The 15,479-nt window shown below is 54.0% G+C and carries 10 protein-coding genes; all 10 read left to right on the plus strand.

The features are described 5' to 3' along the window. The first annotated feature begins 91 nt into the window (after positions 1–91). A complete protein-coding gene (locus BQ7364_RS16555; RefSeq protein ID WP_159432836.1) occupies positions 92–1,513 on the plus strand; it encodes a D-alanyl-D-alanine carboxypeptidase family protein in 1,422 nt (473 codons plus the stop codon). Positions 1,514–1,774: 261 nt separating this feature from the next. Then, a complete protein-coding gene (locus BQ7364_RS16560; protein ID WP_072686142.1) occupies positions 1,775–3,307 on the plus strand; it encodes a flotillin family protein in 1,533 nt (510 codons plus the stop codon). Positions 3,308–3,542: 235 nt separating this feature from the next. After that, positions 3,543–5,384 carry a translational GTPase TypA gene (typA, locus tag BQ7364_RS16565; protein ID WP_072685798.1) on the plus strand — a complete coding sequence of 614 codons (1,842 nt, stop codon included), beginning with the start codon at positions 3,543–3,545 and terminating at the stop codon, positions 5,382–5,384. Between the two features lie 101 nt (positions 5,385–5,485). Further along, entirely contained in the window at positions 5,486–6,154 is a 669-nt protein-coding gene (locus BQ7364_RS16570; RefSeq protein ID WP_139248672.1) for a YcxB family protein, read from the plus strand. Between the two features lie 129 nt (positions 6,155–6,283). After that, positions 6,284–8,221, plus strand: coding sequence for a putative bifunctional diguanylate cyclase/phosphodiesterase (locus tag BQ7364_RS16575; RefSeq protein WP_072685802.1), 1,938 nt, complete (start codon positions 6,284–6,286; stop codon positions 8,219–8,221). A gap of 40 nt (positions 8,222–8,261) precedes the next feature. Next, entirely contained in the window at positions 8,262–8,783 is a 522-nt protein-coding gene (locus BQ7364_RS16580; protein WP_072685804.1) for a nitroreductase family protein, read from the plus strand. Between the two features lie 154 nt (positions 8,784–8,937). Then, entirely contained in the window at positions 8,938–9,498 is a 561-nt protein-coding gene (locus BQ7364_RS16585; protein ID WP_072685806.1) for a TetR/AcrR family transcriptional regulator, read from the plus strand. 101 nt (positions 9,499–9,599) lie between these two features. Next, positions 9,600–11,135 (plus strand): FAD-dependent oxidoreductase, encoded by a 1,536-nt coding sequence (locus tag BQ7364_RS16590; RefSeq protein WP_072685808.1) that lies wholly within the window; start codon positions 9,600–9,602, stop codon positions 11,133–11,135. Positions 11,136–11,591: 456 nt separating this feature from the next. Continuing rightward, positions 11,592–14,498, plus strand: coding sequence for an EAL domain-containing protein (locus tag BQ7364_RS16595; protein WP_072685810.1), 2,907 nt, complete (start codon positions 11,592–11,594; stop codon positions 14,496–14,498). A gap of 142 nt (positions 14,499–14,640) precedes the next feature. Continuing rightward, positions 14,641–15,432, plus strand: coding sequence for an HAD family hydrolase (locus BQ7364_RS16600; protein ID WP_072685812.1), 792 nt, complete (start codon positions 14,641–14,643; stop codon positions 15,430–15,432). The last annotated feature ends 47 nt before the right edge of the window (positions 15,433–15,479 follow it).

Genomic DNA, 15,479 nt, shown 5'->3' on the forward strand with positions numbered 1-15,479 from the left:
AAGAAGTTTGAGAAAAATGAAAGAAAATCGCAAGGAAGATCACCGAAAGGTTTGTTATAATAAGAAGGAATTCAGCGAGGAGTTTTGTTACGTGAAAAAAGGAATGATTCAATTATGCTTACTGGCGCTGTGTTTGTCGCTGACGCCGGTTTTTGCGGAAGCGCCCGCCCGCGATTTGATCACGGTGGATTCTCAAAACGGGGAAATCGTGCGCCGGCAGGCCCCGCGTTTTGAGGATGGGATATCTTATTTGGAAGAGGATGTGGATTTCCCGTCGGTCAAAAGCGATTTTATCTACATGATTGATATGGACACCGGCCAGGTGATGATTGACAAGGGCAGCGAGGATCAGATTTATCCCGCTTCCATGACCAAGATGATGACGTTGTTGGTGGCGATTGAAAACGCCCCGGCGCTGGACAGCACGATGACGCTGGGGCCGGAGGTGTTCGCCGGACTGGCAGAGGCGCACGCTTCGGTCGCCGGGTTCAAGCCGGGGGAAATCGTATCGGTCAAGGATCTGCTTTACGGTTTGTTTCTGCCTTCGGGCGCGGATGCCGCCCAGGCGCTGGCGCTGGAGGAAGCTGGCAGCGAAGCGGCGTTTGTCGATTTGATGAATGAAAAAGCCGCGGAGTTGGGGATGTCGGGAACGCATTTTGTCAATACGTCCGGGCTGCATGATCCGGATCACTACACGACGCTGCGTGATTTGGAAAAGCTGATGCGCTACGCTTTGGAAAACCCGACGTTTAACGAGATTTTCCAGACCCGCCGCTACACCGCCACCCCGTCGCTGCACCCCGGCGGGCTGGTGTGGGAAAGCACGCTGTTCGCGAAGATCTCATCGACCGATCCTGCCAAGATTGCCAATGATTCGATTCTTGGCGGCAAAACCGGGTATACCAATCCGGCCGGTCTGTGTCTGGCTTCGATCGCGGAGAAAAACGGCACGCGGTATCTGTTGATCACCGCGCATGCCCCGGTATCCAATACGCCGTATCACATTCTTGACGCCGCTCACCTCTATGATTATTTCTATGACCATTACAGCAAGCAAACGGTTTTAACGGCGGATCAGACGTTGTTGGAAACCAAGGTTCCGTTTGTCCTGTTCAACGACAAGCTGACATTGAAGGCCGGGACCGACGTTGTGCTGAACCTTCCCAACGGCGATGATCGGTCTGCGCTGCAGATCGAAACCCAGCTGGACGGGGAGCTTCAAGCTCCGATTGAGGAAGGCCAGCGCTTGGGCACGGTGACAATCACCCGCACCGACACGGAAACCCCGCAGGAATTGGCTCGGATTGAGCTGACCAGTCCGCGCAGTTACAAACGCAGCGCGCTGCTCTACGGCTTCCATCAATTTCAGCTGTGGGTAAAAGCGCATACCGTCTTTTTCGGGTTAACCGTGCTGGGTTTGGTTCTGTGTCTGATCTTGATTCGCGATTACCGGCGGGAACAGCGCCGCTACAAATCGGCCAGGAAGAAACGCAAGCGCCGTCCGCATCTGTGATTCAATAATGAACTGACAGGAGATTCGATTCCTGTCTTTTTATATGGAAATAACGGAGGGAGATAACTGCTGAATAAGAATTTTGTGAATATATTTACAAAATGGAAAATCTATGCTAAACTAAGATCAACAATTTGATAAGATAAATAAGAGAAATAAATTATCGAAGCAAATTGCCGGAAAGAGGTGAGGAATCGGCAAACAGAAAGCAAGCAAGGCGCCACCACAAGTGAAGGAGGGATGTTTGTGTTGGAAGCAGTAATGGCTTATCAGAGTTTGATCATCGTGCTCGTCATTGCTGTGCTCGTCATCGTAATTTTGACGACCGGCTACATCAAAGCGCCGCCCGATACGGCGTATATCATTTCCGGCCTGCGGAAGAAAATTATCATCGGCAAGGCCAGTATTAAAATTCCTTTCTTTGAACGGATGGACCGGCTGAGTCTGAAGCTGATTCCGATCGACGTCAAGACGTCTACCGCCGTGCCGACCGCGGATTACATCAATATCCAGGTCGACGCCGCCGTCAATATCAAGATCAGCAGCGACAGCGGCCGGTTGTCCGTCGCCGCGGAAAACTTCCTGAATCAGGATACGGATTACATCGCCCGCGTCGCGCGCGAAGTGCTGGAAGGCAACATGCGCGAGATCGTCGGTCGCATGAAGTTAGAGGAAATGGTCAGCGACCGGCAGAAATTCGCGGAGCTGGTCAAGGAAAACGCGATGCCGGACCTGGCGGCGATGGGATTGGACATTATCAGCTTCAACGTCCAGAACTTCTCCGACTCCAACGGCGTGATCGACGATCTGGGCATCGACAATATCTCGCAGATCAAGAAGAAGGCCGCGATCGCCAAAGCGGAAGCCGACAAGGAAATCGCCGTGGCGAAGGCCGAGGCCGACCGGCAGGCCAGCGATGCGCGGATCAATGCCGAGCGCGAGATCGCGATTAAAAACAACGAGCTGGAAATCCAGAAGGCTGAACTGAAAAAGGAAGCGGATCTCAAACAGGCGGAAGCCGACGCCGCATATCAGATCGAACAGGAAACCCAGCGCAAAACGATTGAAATCACATCGGCCAACGCCAATATTGCCAAGCAGGAACGCGAGGTTCTGTTGAAGGAAAAAGAAGCGGAGGTCAAGGAAAAAGCACTGGACGCGCAGATCCGCAAGCAGGCGGAAGCGGAGAAATACGCGCAGCAGCAGCGTTCCGACGCCCAGCTGTACGCCCGCCAGAAAGAAGCGGAAGCGCGTAAATTTGAAATCCAGCAGGAAGCGGAGGCGCAGAAAGCCAAGGCCGACGCGGAGCGGTATACGAAGGAACGCGAAGCGCAGGGCATCCAGATGGTCGGCGAAGCGGAAGCGGAAGCCGCCCGGGCCAAGGGCATTGCCGAGGCGGAAGCGATGGAAAAGAAAGCGCTGGCCTATCAGAAATACAACGACGCCGCAATGGCGGAAATGTTGATCCAGATTTTGCCGGAGGTTGCCGGCAAGATTGCCGAACCGTTAAGCCAGATTGACAAGATCACGATTATCGGCGGCGAAGGCAGCGGATTGGACGGGGTGTCCAATAACGTGCCGGCCGTCATGGCGAAATTATTTGAGTCGATGAAGGAAACCACCGGCATCGACCTGAAGGAAATCGTCCGGGCTGGCTCCTATGACGCCAAGGTTAACCGCAATCTCAACGTCCGCGGCCTGACGCTGCCGTCTTCAGCGGAAGTGTCCCAGCCGGAAACAGAAGCCGAGCCCGCTGCAACGGTGCAGGAGGAAAACGAACCGGTCGCTGACTGACCGGTTTTCGTTTGCTTGAAATTCATGGATTCTCACAAGCTGCAAGGCGTCCGGGATTGTCCCAATCGGGAAGAAACGGGAGAAAACCGGGTGCTCAGCAAGACGTGAGAAAGTCGTTCCATCGCGTTTTTCAAAATTTGTCAATCTTCGATTTATCGCTTTGTTATGCGGTTTTTGTTGTAATTTAATGATAATGCGTCTATAATAAATCACTGTGTAAAGGAATGGTACTTTTATGGCATATCAGAAGATTATTAACATCGCGGTCATTGCCCACGTCGACGCCGGTAAGTCGACGCTGGTAGATGCGTTTTTAAATCAGAGTCACGTTTTCCGGGATAACGAGGAGACGGTCGACTGCGTTATGGACAGCAACGATCTGGAACGGGAACGGGGAATTACGATTTATTCCAAGAACTGTTCCGTGACGTACAAGGATTACAAAATCAATATTGTCGATACTCCGGGCCACGCGGATTTTTCCTCCGAGGTTGAACGGATTATCAAGACGGTCGACACCGTCATCCTGCTGGTGGACTCCAGCGAAGGACCGATGCCGCAGACCCGCTTCGTGCTTCAGAAAAGTCTGGAATGCGGTCTGCGTCCGATCCTTCTGATCAACAAGATCGACAAGAAGGATGAACGGGCTGATCAGGTTATCGACGAGGTTTACGATTTGTTCCTCGATCTGAACGCGACCGATGAGCAGCTGGATTTCCCGATTCTTTACGGCATCGCCCGTCAGGGAATTGTACGCTATCAGCCAAATGATGAAAACGAGGATATCATCCCGTTGTTCGAAACGATCCTGAAGCATTGCGAAGCGTATCCGGATTTTACGGAAGAGCCGGTGCAGATGCAGGTTTCCGCTCTGGCTTACGACGATTACATCGGCCGTTTGGGCATCGGCCGGGTTTATGAAGGAACGCTGAAAGAGGGCAGCACAGTGATTCTGTGCAATGACGAAGGCCGTCAGGAACGCCGTAAAATCAATCAGGTGTTCGTGTATAAGGGCTTGAGCCGGATTGCGGTTTCGGAAGCCCAGTGTGGTGAGATCGTCATGATCTCCGGCGTGGCTGATATCTCGATCGGCGATACGCTGTGCGATCCGGAAAGCATCCGGCCGCTGCCGATGATCCGGATCGAAGAACCGACCCTGTCGATGAACTTTATGGTCAACACCTCGCCATTTGCCGGACAGTCCGGAAAATATGTCACCTCCCGCAACATCCGCGAACGGCTGGAAAAGGAACTGGAAGTCAACGTCGGCCTGAAGGTCGAAGAAACCGATACGACCGACTGCTTCAAGGTTTCCGGCCGCGGCGAGCTGCATCTGTCGGTCCTGTTGGAAAACATGCGCCGGGAAGGCTATGAAGTGGCGGTCTCCAAGCCGGAGGTTATCATGCACAAGGTCGACGGCGCGCTGTATGAGCCGGTTGAGGAAGTCGTGTGCAGCGTCCCTAACGAATATTCAGGCACGGTCATTTCCAAACTGAATCTGCGCAAGGGAATCATGGTCGATATTCAGGATGAAGGCAGCTATACGCGAATTTTATACACGGTTCCGACGCGCGGCTTATTGGGCTACCGTTCGGAATTCATCAACGATACGCGCGGGGAAGGCACGATGGTCCGCCGTCTGGCCGGCTATGAAGCCTACAAGGGCGATATCCCGCAGCGGGCCAACGGCGCGCTGATCTCTACGGAAACCGGCAAGGCGATGACCTACGCGCTGTGGAATATCCAGGAACGCGGCCAGCTGTTTGTATCCCCGCAGACCGAGGTCTACGAAGGCATGATCATCGGGATGGCGGCCCGGAATATGGACATGGACGTCAATCCGCTGAAAAACAAGAAGATGACGGCCGTTCGTTCCACCGGCAACGATGAAGCGATGAAGCTGGTTCCGCCGAAGATCATGTCGCTGGAAGAAGCGCTGGAATTCATCAACGACGACGAACTGGTCGAGCTGACGCCGACCGATATCCGGATCCGCAAGAAATATCTGACCGCGCTGGAACGCCGGCAGCACATGCGCGAGCTGAACAAGGCTGCGGCAGAGCTGGACGAAGAATAAACCCTGAAACATCCGTTTGATCGCGGATGTTTTTTCTTTCGCGCGCCAGAGTGGATCCGTCAGACGAATGCCCGTTGTTTTTCACCGAATCCGCCGGTATAATGAAGTTAAAGAAAAAGTCAGCCTTGCGCGCCGGAATGGATCCGCAAAGCGATAAAATCGAACAGGAGAAATTGATGATGGATCAGAATCATGTTCAAACTCACGCCGGTCCCTACTCTCTCAGCGTATTCTACAAACTTTCCACGCGCTTTGATTATGCTTTATTAAAATGGAATTATCTGATCATCTGCTGGGGCGAAGCGCTTTTATTGATGGGACTGGGAGTTTTATTTATCTTGCGGGGGACGGACTTCGCATTAGCCTGTTTTCTTATCTTTGGCGGAAGTTTCTTTTTCGTCAGGGCGTGTGCTACACCCAAAATCATCAAATCCATGGTTCAGCATGCGATCAATGAAATAATCGAAGAAAATTTCAGATCGAAGACCGGTTATACAATCCGCTTTTCCTTTGGCGAGGATGCATTTGAAGTCAGCACGGAAAACAGCTGGAGCCGATTGAACTATGCCGAATGTTACGGTTATCTGGAAGATCCGGAATTTCTTTTTGTCCAACCGCAGAAGAATAAAGGATACCCGTTAGAAAAAAAGCATTGTGATCCCGAGCTTCTGGATTTTTTGAAGCAGAAGCTGACAAACAGAGAGCCTGTTAAGCCTTCTGTAAAGGCTTTCCTGAAGGAAACGTTTAAGTTGGCAACAAGTAAAATCTAAGAAGGAGAGAGCTGGAAGAACGACTTTTCCATCATTCGCGGCGATCACTCTTGAATTGTAATTGCTTTCAGAAATGGTTATAATGAAAGTGATTGAATAACGAACTAATTCAAAGAAAAGAGGGAGCGTATGTCCTGGAATATCGCGGCGGAGTGCATCTCCATTGTTTTCTTATCGATCATTCTGGTGTATGCCCACAAAGGCACGCTGCTGCCGTCGTGGAAAAACCGGATGTTTCAGTGCTGTCTGGGGGCGACCTTTGCCGCGATGGTATCGAACGTCCTTTCAACGCTTATGCTGGCCAGTCCGCATTGGGTTGAATCGTGGCTGTGCTGGGGCGTGACGGAAATCTATTTTTTAGCGACGCCGTTAATGGGGCTGGCGTATTATTGCTACACGGCAGCGACGATTTTCGAGGAACACGCGGGGGGACGGCTGGCGTTAATACTCGGCGTTTTGCCCGGCATTTTCTATGCCGCGCTGGTGCTGCTGAACCCCTTCACCGGCGCGTTGTTTTCAATTCGCGCGGGGATGTATCTGCGCGGCCCGCTGATCATTGCAACGTATCTTATTTTTTATTTCTACTGCCTGATTTCGGTGCTGCTGGTGCGGCGGTACCGCCGCTGGCTTCAGCCGCAGATTTATCGCATTCTATTTGTTTTCCCGCTGATCGCCTGCAGCGTCATCGTAGTCCAGCAGCTGTTTCCCCACGTCGTCTTAAGTGGTTCGGCGGCGACGACGGCGATCCTGTTGATTTATCTCTATCTGCAGAACAAGCAGATCTCTCTGGATCCGTTGACCGGGTTGGGCAACCGCCTTGAATTTCAGAAGCTGATCAACCTGTCGATGCAGCGCGGCCGTTCGCTGTTTTCAGTCATGGTGATTTCGCTGCGCGACTTCAAGCAGATCAACGATCACTTCGGCCAGCGAACCGGCGATCACTTCCTCAAGCAGATCGCGGCGACGTTGAAAACGATGGCGGCGCCGTATCCGGTATACCGGTTTTCCGGCGATGAATTCGCGCTGCTGATCCACAACCGCACGCCGGAAGAAATGGAAAAACTCCAGCAGGACATTCTGGCCCTGTTTAACAAGCCGTTTCACGTCGACGGATATGAGTACCGGCTGCATGCGGTGATCGGGCTGGCAGCTTATCCCGACAGTGCGGAAAATCTTGAATGCTTGATCAACGGACTGGAATACGCGGTCAATCAGGCGAAGCTGCATCACTGGCCGACATGCTATTGCGATCCGGCGATGCTGGAAGGGATGCGGCGGCGCACGGAGATCATTGAAATCTTAAAACAAAAGCTGCAGGAAGCGGCGCTGGTTATGGTTTATCAGCCGATTGTGGCGGTGAAGACCGGACGCATCAGCGCGGTCGAATCACTGATGCGGATTCCCGAAAGCCCGTTGGGAGCGCTGTCTCCGGCTGAATTTATACCGATCGCTGAGGAAACCGGTTTGATCATCCCGATGACCTGGCAGATTCTGCGGCAGATCTGCGCGATGATCGCCCGGCTGCAGGATCAGGGAATTCCGCTGCCGGCGGTTCACGTCAATTTCTCGGCCGTCCAGCTGGTTCAGCCGGAGCTGGCGGAAACCGTCTTGCAAACGTTGAAGGAATGCCGGACCGATCCCAAACAGATCATCATTGAAATCACCGAAACAGCTCTGGCGGAAAATCCGGAGGAAACGATCCGCTTTGCCCGGGCGATGATGGAACATGGCGTGAAGATGGAGATGGATGATTTTGGCACCGGCTATTCCAACATTGATTCAGTCATGCACATGCCGCTGAGCACAGTGAAGCTGGACCGCAGTCTGGTCGTGTCGGCGGTGGAAAACAAGCGCAGCGCGACGATGCTCGGATATTTGATCCGGGTCTTTCATGAATTGGGGTATGAAGTACTGGCGGAAGGGGTGGAAACATCCCGACAGGATCAGTTTGTGCGAGCGGAAGGCGTCGATCTGATTCAGGGGTTTTATTATTCCCGGCCGCTGACGGAAGCGCAGCTGGCCGATTTCCTGACGCATTTTCATGATCGTCAGCCAGCCGGCGCTTGACGGACGCGGTATAATGGAGACAAAAAGGAGGGTCATTGAAATGTCAGAAGCTACGATCAAAGATCTTCAAACACGCCGGGCAATCCGTCGTTTTCACTCCGAAGCCCCATCTGCCGAACTGCTGGATATCGTCTTGAAAACAGGAACCTATGCGCCAAGTGGTCAGGGAAAACAATCGCCGGTGATCATCGCCGTTCAAGATCCCCAGCTGCGCGCGCAGCTGACGCGCATGAACGCCGAGTATGCCAATCCGGGCACCGATCCTTACTATGGCGCGCCGGTGATCATTCTGGTGCTGGCCGACAGCACGGTCAGCACCTGGGTTGAAGACGGCAGCTGCGTGCTGTGCACGATGATGCAGGCGGCGCATGCGCTGGGATTGGGCAGCGTGTGGATTCACCGCGAACGCCAGATGTTTGACAGCGAGGAAGGCAAGGCGCTGTTAAAGGCCTGGGGATTAAGCGGGAACCTGCGCGGCGTCGGTGCGCTGGCGCTGGGAATTCCGGAAGGCGAAGCGCCGCAGCCCAAGCCGCGCAAAGCCGATTATATCCTGAAGCTGTAAACGCAGAAAACGCTGGTTCGCCGGCGTTTTTTGTACTTTCAGCCAGGCATGGTGGGAAAGTAGGGAAAAGCGATTGTCAAGCCGTGATCCTTTCGCTATCATAGAGAAGGTTAAACGCGGCGGACAAACGCCGCCAGCGGGAAGGAGGATGAAAATGACGATTGCGATCAATCAGAATGAAGAAGAACTGGAACAATGTCTGTTCGACGCGCTGATCGAGCTGATGCGGCGGATGCCGTTAGACAAACTGACCGTCAACGATCTGCTGAAACAGGCGCATGTCAGCCGTTCCAGCTTTTACCGGCGTTATCAGGACAAATATGATCTGGTCAACAAGAGCTATCAGAAAATTCTGGATAAGACGCTCTATACTTTTCTGGACGGCTGCGGCTGGCATGATTCGGTGAAGGCGCTGTATCAGGTATTTCAGGAAAATCTGTTTTTCTTCCAGAACGCGCTGCGCTCACACGATCCCAATTCGCTGCGCAACTATATCTTTCAAATCAGTCTGAATTTGTATGCGGAAACGCTGGAACGCAACGGCGAGGACATTCAGGACTGGCATACGATGGCGATGCTGCGGGTACACATTTACGGCAATCTCGAGCTGATGTGCGAATGGGTGGAAAAGGGCATGGATCGGGATATCGACGAGATGATCCAGTTGTCTTTCGACACGCTGCCGGAACAATTTAAGCCATATTTCAACGACTGATCGTGAAGCTGCGGACAAAGAGAAACAAAAATGCCGACCTGTTTCTTGAATCTTCTTTCTTTGAATTGGATAATAAAATCACAAAGCAGGAGGAAAGAAACATGGCAAAGAAATCAATCAGCCGCCGGGATTTCCTGAAAGGCGCCGCCGCTTCCACATTGGGACTGGCCGCCGTCGGGATGTTGGGCGGATGCAGCAGCGAGGATGCGCCGAAGGCCTCGGCGTCCACGATCAGCTGGACAAAGGAAACCGACGTGTTAATCGTCGGCGCCGGCGGCACCGGGGTGTGTGCAGCGGCGGCTGCGGCGGAAGCCGGGGCCAAGGTGCTGGTTCTGGAGAAGGCGGGCGTAGCCGGAGGGACAACCAATCTGTCCGGCGGCGTCATGCAGGCAGCGGGCACAACCTATCAGAAACAATTTACGCAGTATCAGGACGATACGCCGGAAAAGCATTTTGCATGCTGGATGGCGGAAGGTGAAGGACAGCTGGACGAAGCGCTGGTCAAGGATCTGGCGCTGGGCGCGCCGGCGGACATCGAATGGCTGGCCAGCACCTGCGGCTTAAAATGGACGAGCGTTTACGGTCATTGCCACGTTCCTTATTTAAAGGACGACGTTCTGGCTGATCGGATTCACGTCTATGAAGGCGGCGGTGCTTCCGGCAGCGGCGGAATCTACGTGCAGGCGGTTTTAAAGGTTGCCGAGGGCTTGGGCGCGGTCGTGGAATATGAAACCGAAGTAACCCGGCTGATCACAGACAATGGCAAGGTGATCGGCGCGGAAGCGGTTCAGAACGGTCAGACGATCACGATCAAGGCGAACAAGGGCGTCATCCTGGCAGCCGCCGGCGTCGACCAGAACGCCGAAATGGCGAAGGAACTGAATCCGCAGCAGTATTGGGATGATACGACGCAGATCTGTCTGTGTGTCGCTACCGATATGGGCGACGGTATCCGCATGGGAATGGAGCTGGGCGCGGCCTATGTCAGCGGCGGCACGATCGACTTCTGCGGCAAGACCGGCGCGGCGACGGATAACCGCAAACCGGTATTCCCGTCGTTCATCGTCAATCAGGCCGGACGCCGGTTTGTTTGCGAGGACGCAACATACGCTTATCATTACCGCGCGATCTATCAGCAGGAAATGCAGCTGCAGGGCCCGACGTACATGATTTTCGGCGCGAGCAGTCTGGAATCGGACGGTGCGCCATGGACGCCGGATACAGTAGCCAAGGACGTCGCCGACGGCGTGGTGATCACGGCGGATACGTTGGAGGATCTGGCGGAAAAGCTGGGCATCGACGCGGCAGGCCTGGTCCGTACGATGAAGGACTGGAACGAAGATGTTGCGGCTGGAAAGGATCCGTTTGGCCGCAAGGACGGCCTTGAGCCGATCAGCGGCCCATTCTACGCCTATAAGAATACCGCGTATAACTTGGGCGCGTTAGGCGGCTTGAAGATTACGACGGATTGCGAAGTGGTCGACGTCAACGGCAAGGTGATCGAAGGCCTGTACGCAGCCGGCTTAAATGCCGGAGGCTGGGTTGGCCCGTACTATCCCGGCAGCGGCACCGCGGTCATCGGCACCTGTCACTTCGGACGCAAAGCCGGGGCTGCGGCGGCGAAGCGCTCAGCGTAAACGGCAACCGGTGAAATTCATTACAATCTCAGAGGTACGCAGTGGAAGAAACGGGGCAAACATCTCCGGTTCTTCCGCTTTTTTATTGGTTTTTCAACGGCTTTAACCCGGGATCCGTTTGAGAAATGTTGGGCAATCGTTCGGATTCAGGCGCAGTATGAATGCCAAACAGGATCTCTTTGTCTGTCTGATTTACATCCTGCCGTCAATTCCAGCTTAAAAGATGGCGCATACGCGGTGCATCATGAAGCAATCCAAAACAAAAACGTAAAAAGTGAACGATTTAGGGTAAGAATGGCGATCCGGCGGAGAGAAACCGGAATATTCCCCAATTTCTGACAAATCAATGATATAATCCTGTTATAGAACAATACAGAAATATACAAGACCATGACCGCCGGGAAACGGGCAGCGGCCTGAACCGGATTGCTCCTCAGGAAGGAAAGAGAAAGCCGTATGAAAAAGCGCAGTCTGATTTTAATGCTTGGATTCTGCCTGGGATTGTGTTTCAGCGTCCCGCGATTGCCGCCGGCTTCCGTGAAAGCGGAAGCGCCTCTCATCCGCGTCGGCTACATTGACTACGCCGGCTTTATAGAAGAAACCGGAACGGGAAAATACACCGGCTACGGCGTCGAACTGCTCGAGCGGATCAGCCGGATTACGGGCTGGCGCTATGAATATGTTTATGGCGACTGGCAACAGATTCTCGATCAGTTAAATGAAGGCGCGATCGACCTGGTCATGACCGCGCAGTATACCGAAGAGCGCTCCGGGCGGTTTCTATTTTCACACCAGCCGATCGGCGAGGAGCTGGCGGTTGTGTACGCCCGCGAAGACGCGGCGGTGTATTATGACGACAGTGCGGCGATGAACGGCTTGCGCGTCGGGCTGCTTCAGGGCAGCTATCAAAATGAAAGCTGGCAGAGATATGCGCAGGAAAAGGGGCTGGATTGTCCGCAGACGGAATATAAGACGGAAAATCAGCTGATGGAAGCGCTGCTGTCAAACCAGGTCGACCTGATCATCAGCGGCGGGCTGGCGCTGCACAATGAAGCGAAAGCCGTGCTCAAGCTGGAACCGGCGCCGTTTTACATCATTACCAACCAGAACCGGCCAGATCTGATGGCGCAGATCGACGAAGCGCTAAAGGAAATTCAGCTGGCGGATCCTTATTTTGAAGCTCATCTGTACGACGAGTATTATGGCGACAGCCAGTATTCCGTACAGCCGCTGTTCACCCGCGAGGAAGACGCCTATATCCGCAATGCGGGGGAAATTCCCGTCGGTCTGGACGGTTCGCAGATTCCCTTTGCCGGTATGGAAAACGGCAGGCTGAGTGGCATCTGGCCGCAGCTGCTGGCGCTGATCGAAAAGAAATCAGGGCTGCGGTTTGCGCTTACTCCGCAGCCGCCGCATGCCGATTACGTCGCGTTTCTCGAACAGAATCCCCGTCAGGCACTTTATTGCGGCATTACCCGGCGAAATCTGCGGCTGACGCACAACGCCGCTGTTCAGCTCAGCGATCCGCTGCTGCAGCTGGATCTTATGGTTGTGGTCAACGCAAAGGATTTCGGCGGGGAAAGTGCGGAAGGGTTCAGTCTGATCGTAACGGAAAATACCGCGGTCAACAGCGAATTCTTAAATCAGATGCCATCCGGTCAGATCCTCTATGCTGATTCGCTCTATGAGTGTCTGCTTGCGGTCGCCGATCATCACGCCAACGCGACGGTCTGCGATTCCTATACGCTGAATTATTACAGCTGGAAACCGGGGATCAGCGATCTGCAGGACAATTACCCGCTGGAATTCCCGGCGCTGCAGCCCTGTTTCGCCGCCAGCGTCGATCTCGATCCACTGCTGATGACAATCTTGAACAAGACGATCGCCTGTTTGTCGCAGAAAGAAATCAATCAGATCATTTATGATTCCACCCTCGGCCTGCACTATAAACCCTCATGGACGGACTGGCTGAAAGCCAACCGATATCTTGTCGCCTCGCTGGCTCTGGCGTTGATTCTGGGCGTCACGCTGCTGCTTTACCGCAGCCGCAAGCAGACCGAGGAACAAATCCAGCGGCGGCGCACGGAAATGTTCAGACACAAGGCGGAAATGGACCGGATCAGCGGTTTGTACAACGAGGATACGTTCACGGAGAAAGCCCGGGCCCTGCTGATGCAGGATCCGCAGCCCTACTACCTGATCTACATCAACATCCGGCGCTTCAAGATCGTCAACGAACTGCTCGGAGTGGAACAGGCCGATCAGCTGTTAAGTCATATCGGCAGCCGGCTGCAGGATTATTGCCGGCGCTATCCCGGCTCGCTGGCGTGCCGGATTACGGCGGATCATTTCATGTTGATGACGTCCTGCGAAGCGTATCAGGCCAATGGCCGTGAGGAGATTCTCAGCGACTATCCCAGCGATCTGAATCTGTCTCTGGAATACGGCGTGTATCCGATCACTGATCGCTCGCTGCCGATGAAGCTGATGCAGGACCGCGCTGCCCTGGCGGCTAAAAACCGGATCGATCCGATGTTCAGCGAGGTCGGCTTCTACACGGATCAGCAGCGCCAGCGGATCATCCGCGAGCAGCAGGTTCTGGATGAAATCGAGGGGGCGATGGAGCGCGGGGAGATGATCATTTATATCCAGGCGAAATACGATATCATCGCCCGCCGCGTGATCGGCGGCGAAGCGTTGGCCCGCTGGCGGCATCCGACCCGCGGTTTGTTAGGGCCGGGGCAGTTTGTCAGCGTCCTGGAAGAAAACGGCCTGATCATGAAGCTGGACTATTATATCTGGGAAAAGACATGCCAGTTTCTGCAGCGGCAGCGCCATCTCCATGCGCAGGTTCTGCCGATATCGGTCAACGTCTCGAAGTATAACTTCTACCGCACCAATCTGGTCGCTCTGTTTCTTGATCTGATCGCAAAATATGAATTGAAGCCCGCAGATTTGCAGCTGGAGATTACGGAGACTGCCTGCGCTGAGGATACCGAACAAATTTACGCGGTGATCCGGCAGCTTCAGCAGGCCGGCTTTACCGTGCTGATGGACGATTTCGGGGCCGGCTATTCCTCGCTGAACATGTTCAAGGATGCGCCGGTGGATATCATCAAGCTGGATATGGGCTTTATCAGCTCCGATGAAAACAATGCCCAGCGCAGCGGCGCGGTGATCGCGTCGATCGTCAATTTATCCCATTCCCTGAATATTCCGGTGATCGTCGAAGGTGTGGAAACACAGGCCCAGGTCGATTTCCTGAAATCCATTAACACGCGCTACATCCAGGGCTATTATTTCTCCCGGCCGGTGCCGGAGGAGGACTATGCCGCGCTGTGTTGTGCGAAGGATGAAGCTTGAAGCCGGCGGATTGGCACTGACAAAACATTTTCCCAAAGCAGGCGCAAACCTGCGGGAAAATGTTTTTTTCTGAGCTGTGAAAGGGAAAAACGCGCCCGGGATGAGTGAATTCTGGTACAATAAGGCCAGGAGTGATGATTCGATGATAAAACTGTTGGTCTTTGACGTCGATGGGACGTTGTATGATTTAAACCGCCATGAAATACCGCGCTCATGCCGGGAAGCGATCGCACAGGCAAAGCAGAACGGCCTGATTTTTGTGATTGCGACCGGACGGACGCATTACGGATTGGGCGCGGCGCTTAACGCCTTGAACCCCGATTACATTTTGGCGGTCAACGGCGCGGTGGTCGCCGACGGTCAGGGACGGATTCTGGCGCATCATGATTTATCGCGGGGACAGGTGGAGCGCGTCAACGCGTTCTGCCGTTCTCATCAGGCGGGGCTGGCCTGGAAGTTTCTTGACCATTGTTATATTTATCAACATCCGGAGAAGATCGACTGGCTGCAGCCGCAGAAAGAATCGGATATCGGACCGGAACCGTTTATCGACTGTCCTACGCAAGACCGGCATCTGAGCGCTTTGCCGCAAAGCGCGAGCGTGCATGCCGAGCCTGAGGCGGTGGATGAAGTCTTCCATGCCGATTCAGAGTTGGCGTTTCTGCGCTATTCCGCCGACGGCTACGACGTCGTGAGGCGCGGCATGAACAAGGCGGTCGGTTTGCGGGAGCTGATCGATCAGTTGAAAATTGCGCCTGAAGAAGTCGCGGCGTTTGGCGATAATTACAACGATGTGGAAATGTTGAAGCTGGCCGGCACGGCAGTGGCGATGGGCAACGCCGTGGAAGAAGTGAAGGCGCTCGCGGATTATGTCACAACTTCGTCCGATCAAGACGGCATCGCCCGGGCATTGGCGCATCTGGGCTGTATTTGACGCTGATTTAAGTCGGAAAACGATCCGTTTAGGTAATCAATTTGAAA

Source organism: Holdemania sp. Marseille-P2844 (assembly GCF_900120005.1).
Taxonomy (GTDB): Bacteria; Bacillota_I; Bacilli_A; order Erysipelotrichales; family Erysipelotrichaceae; genus Holdemania.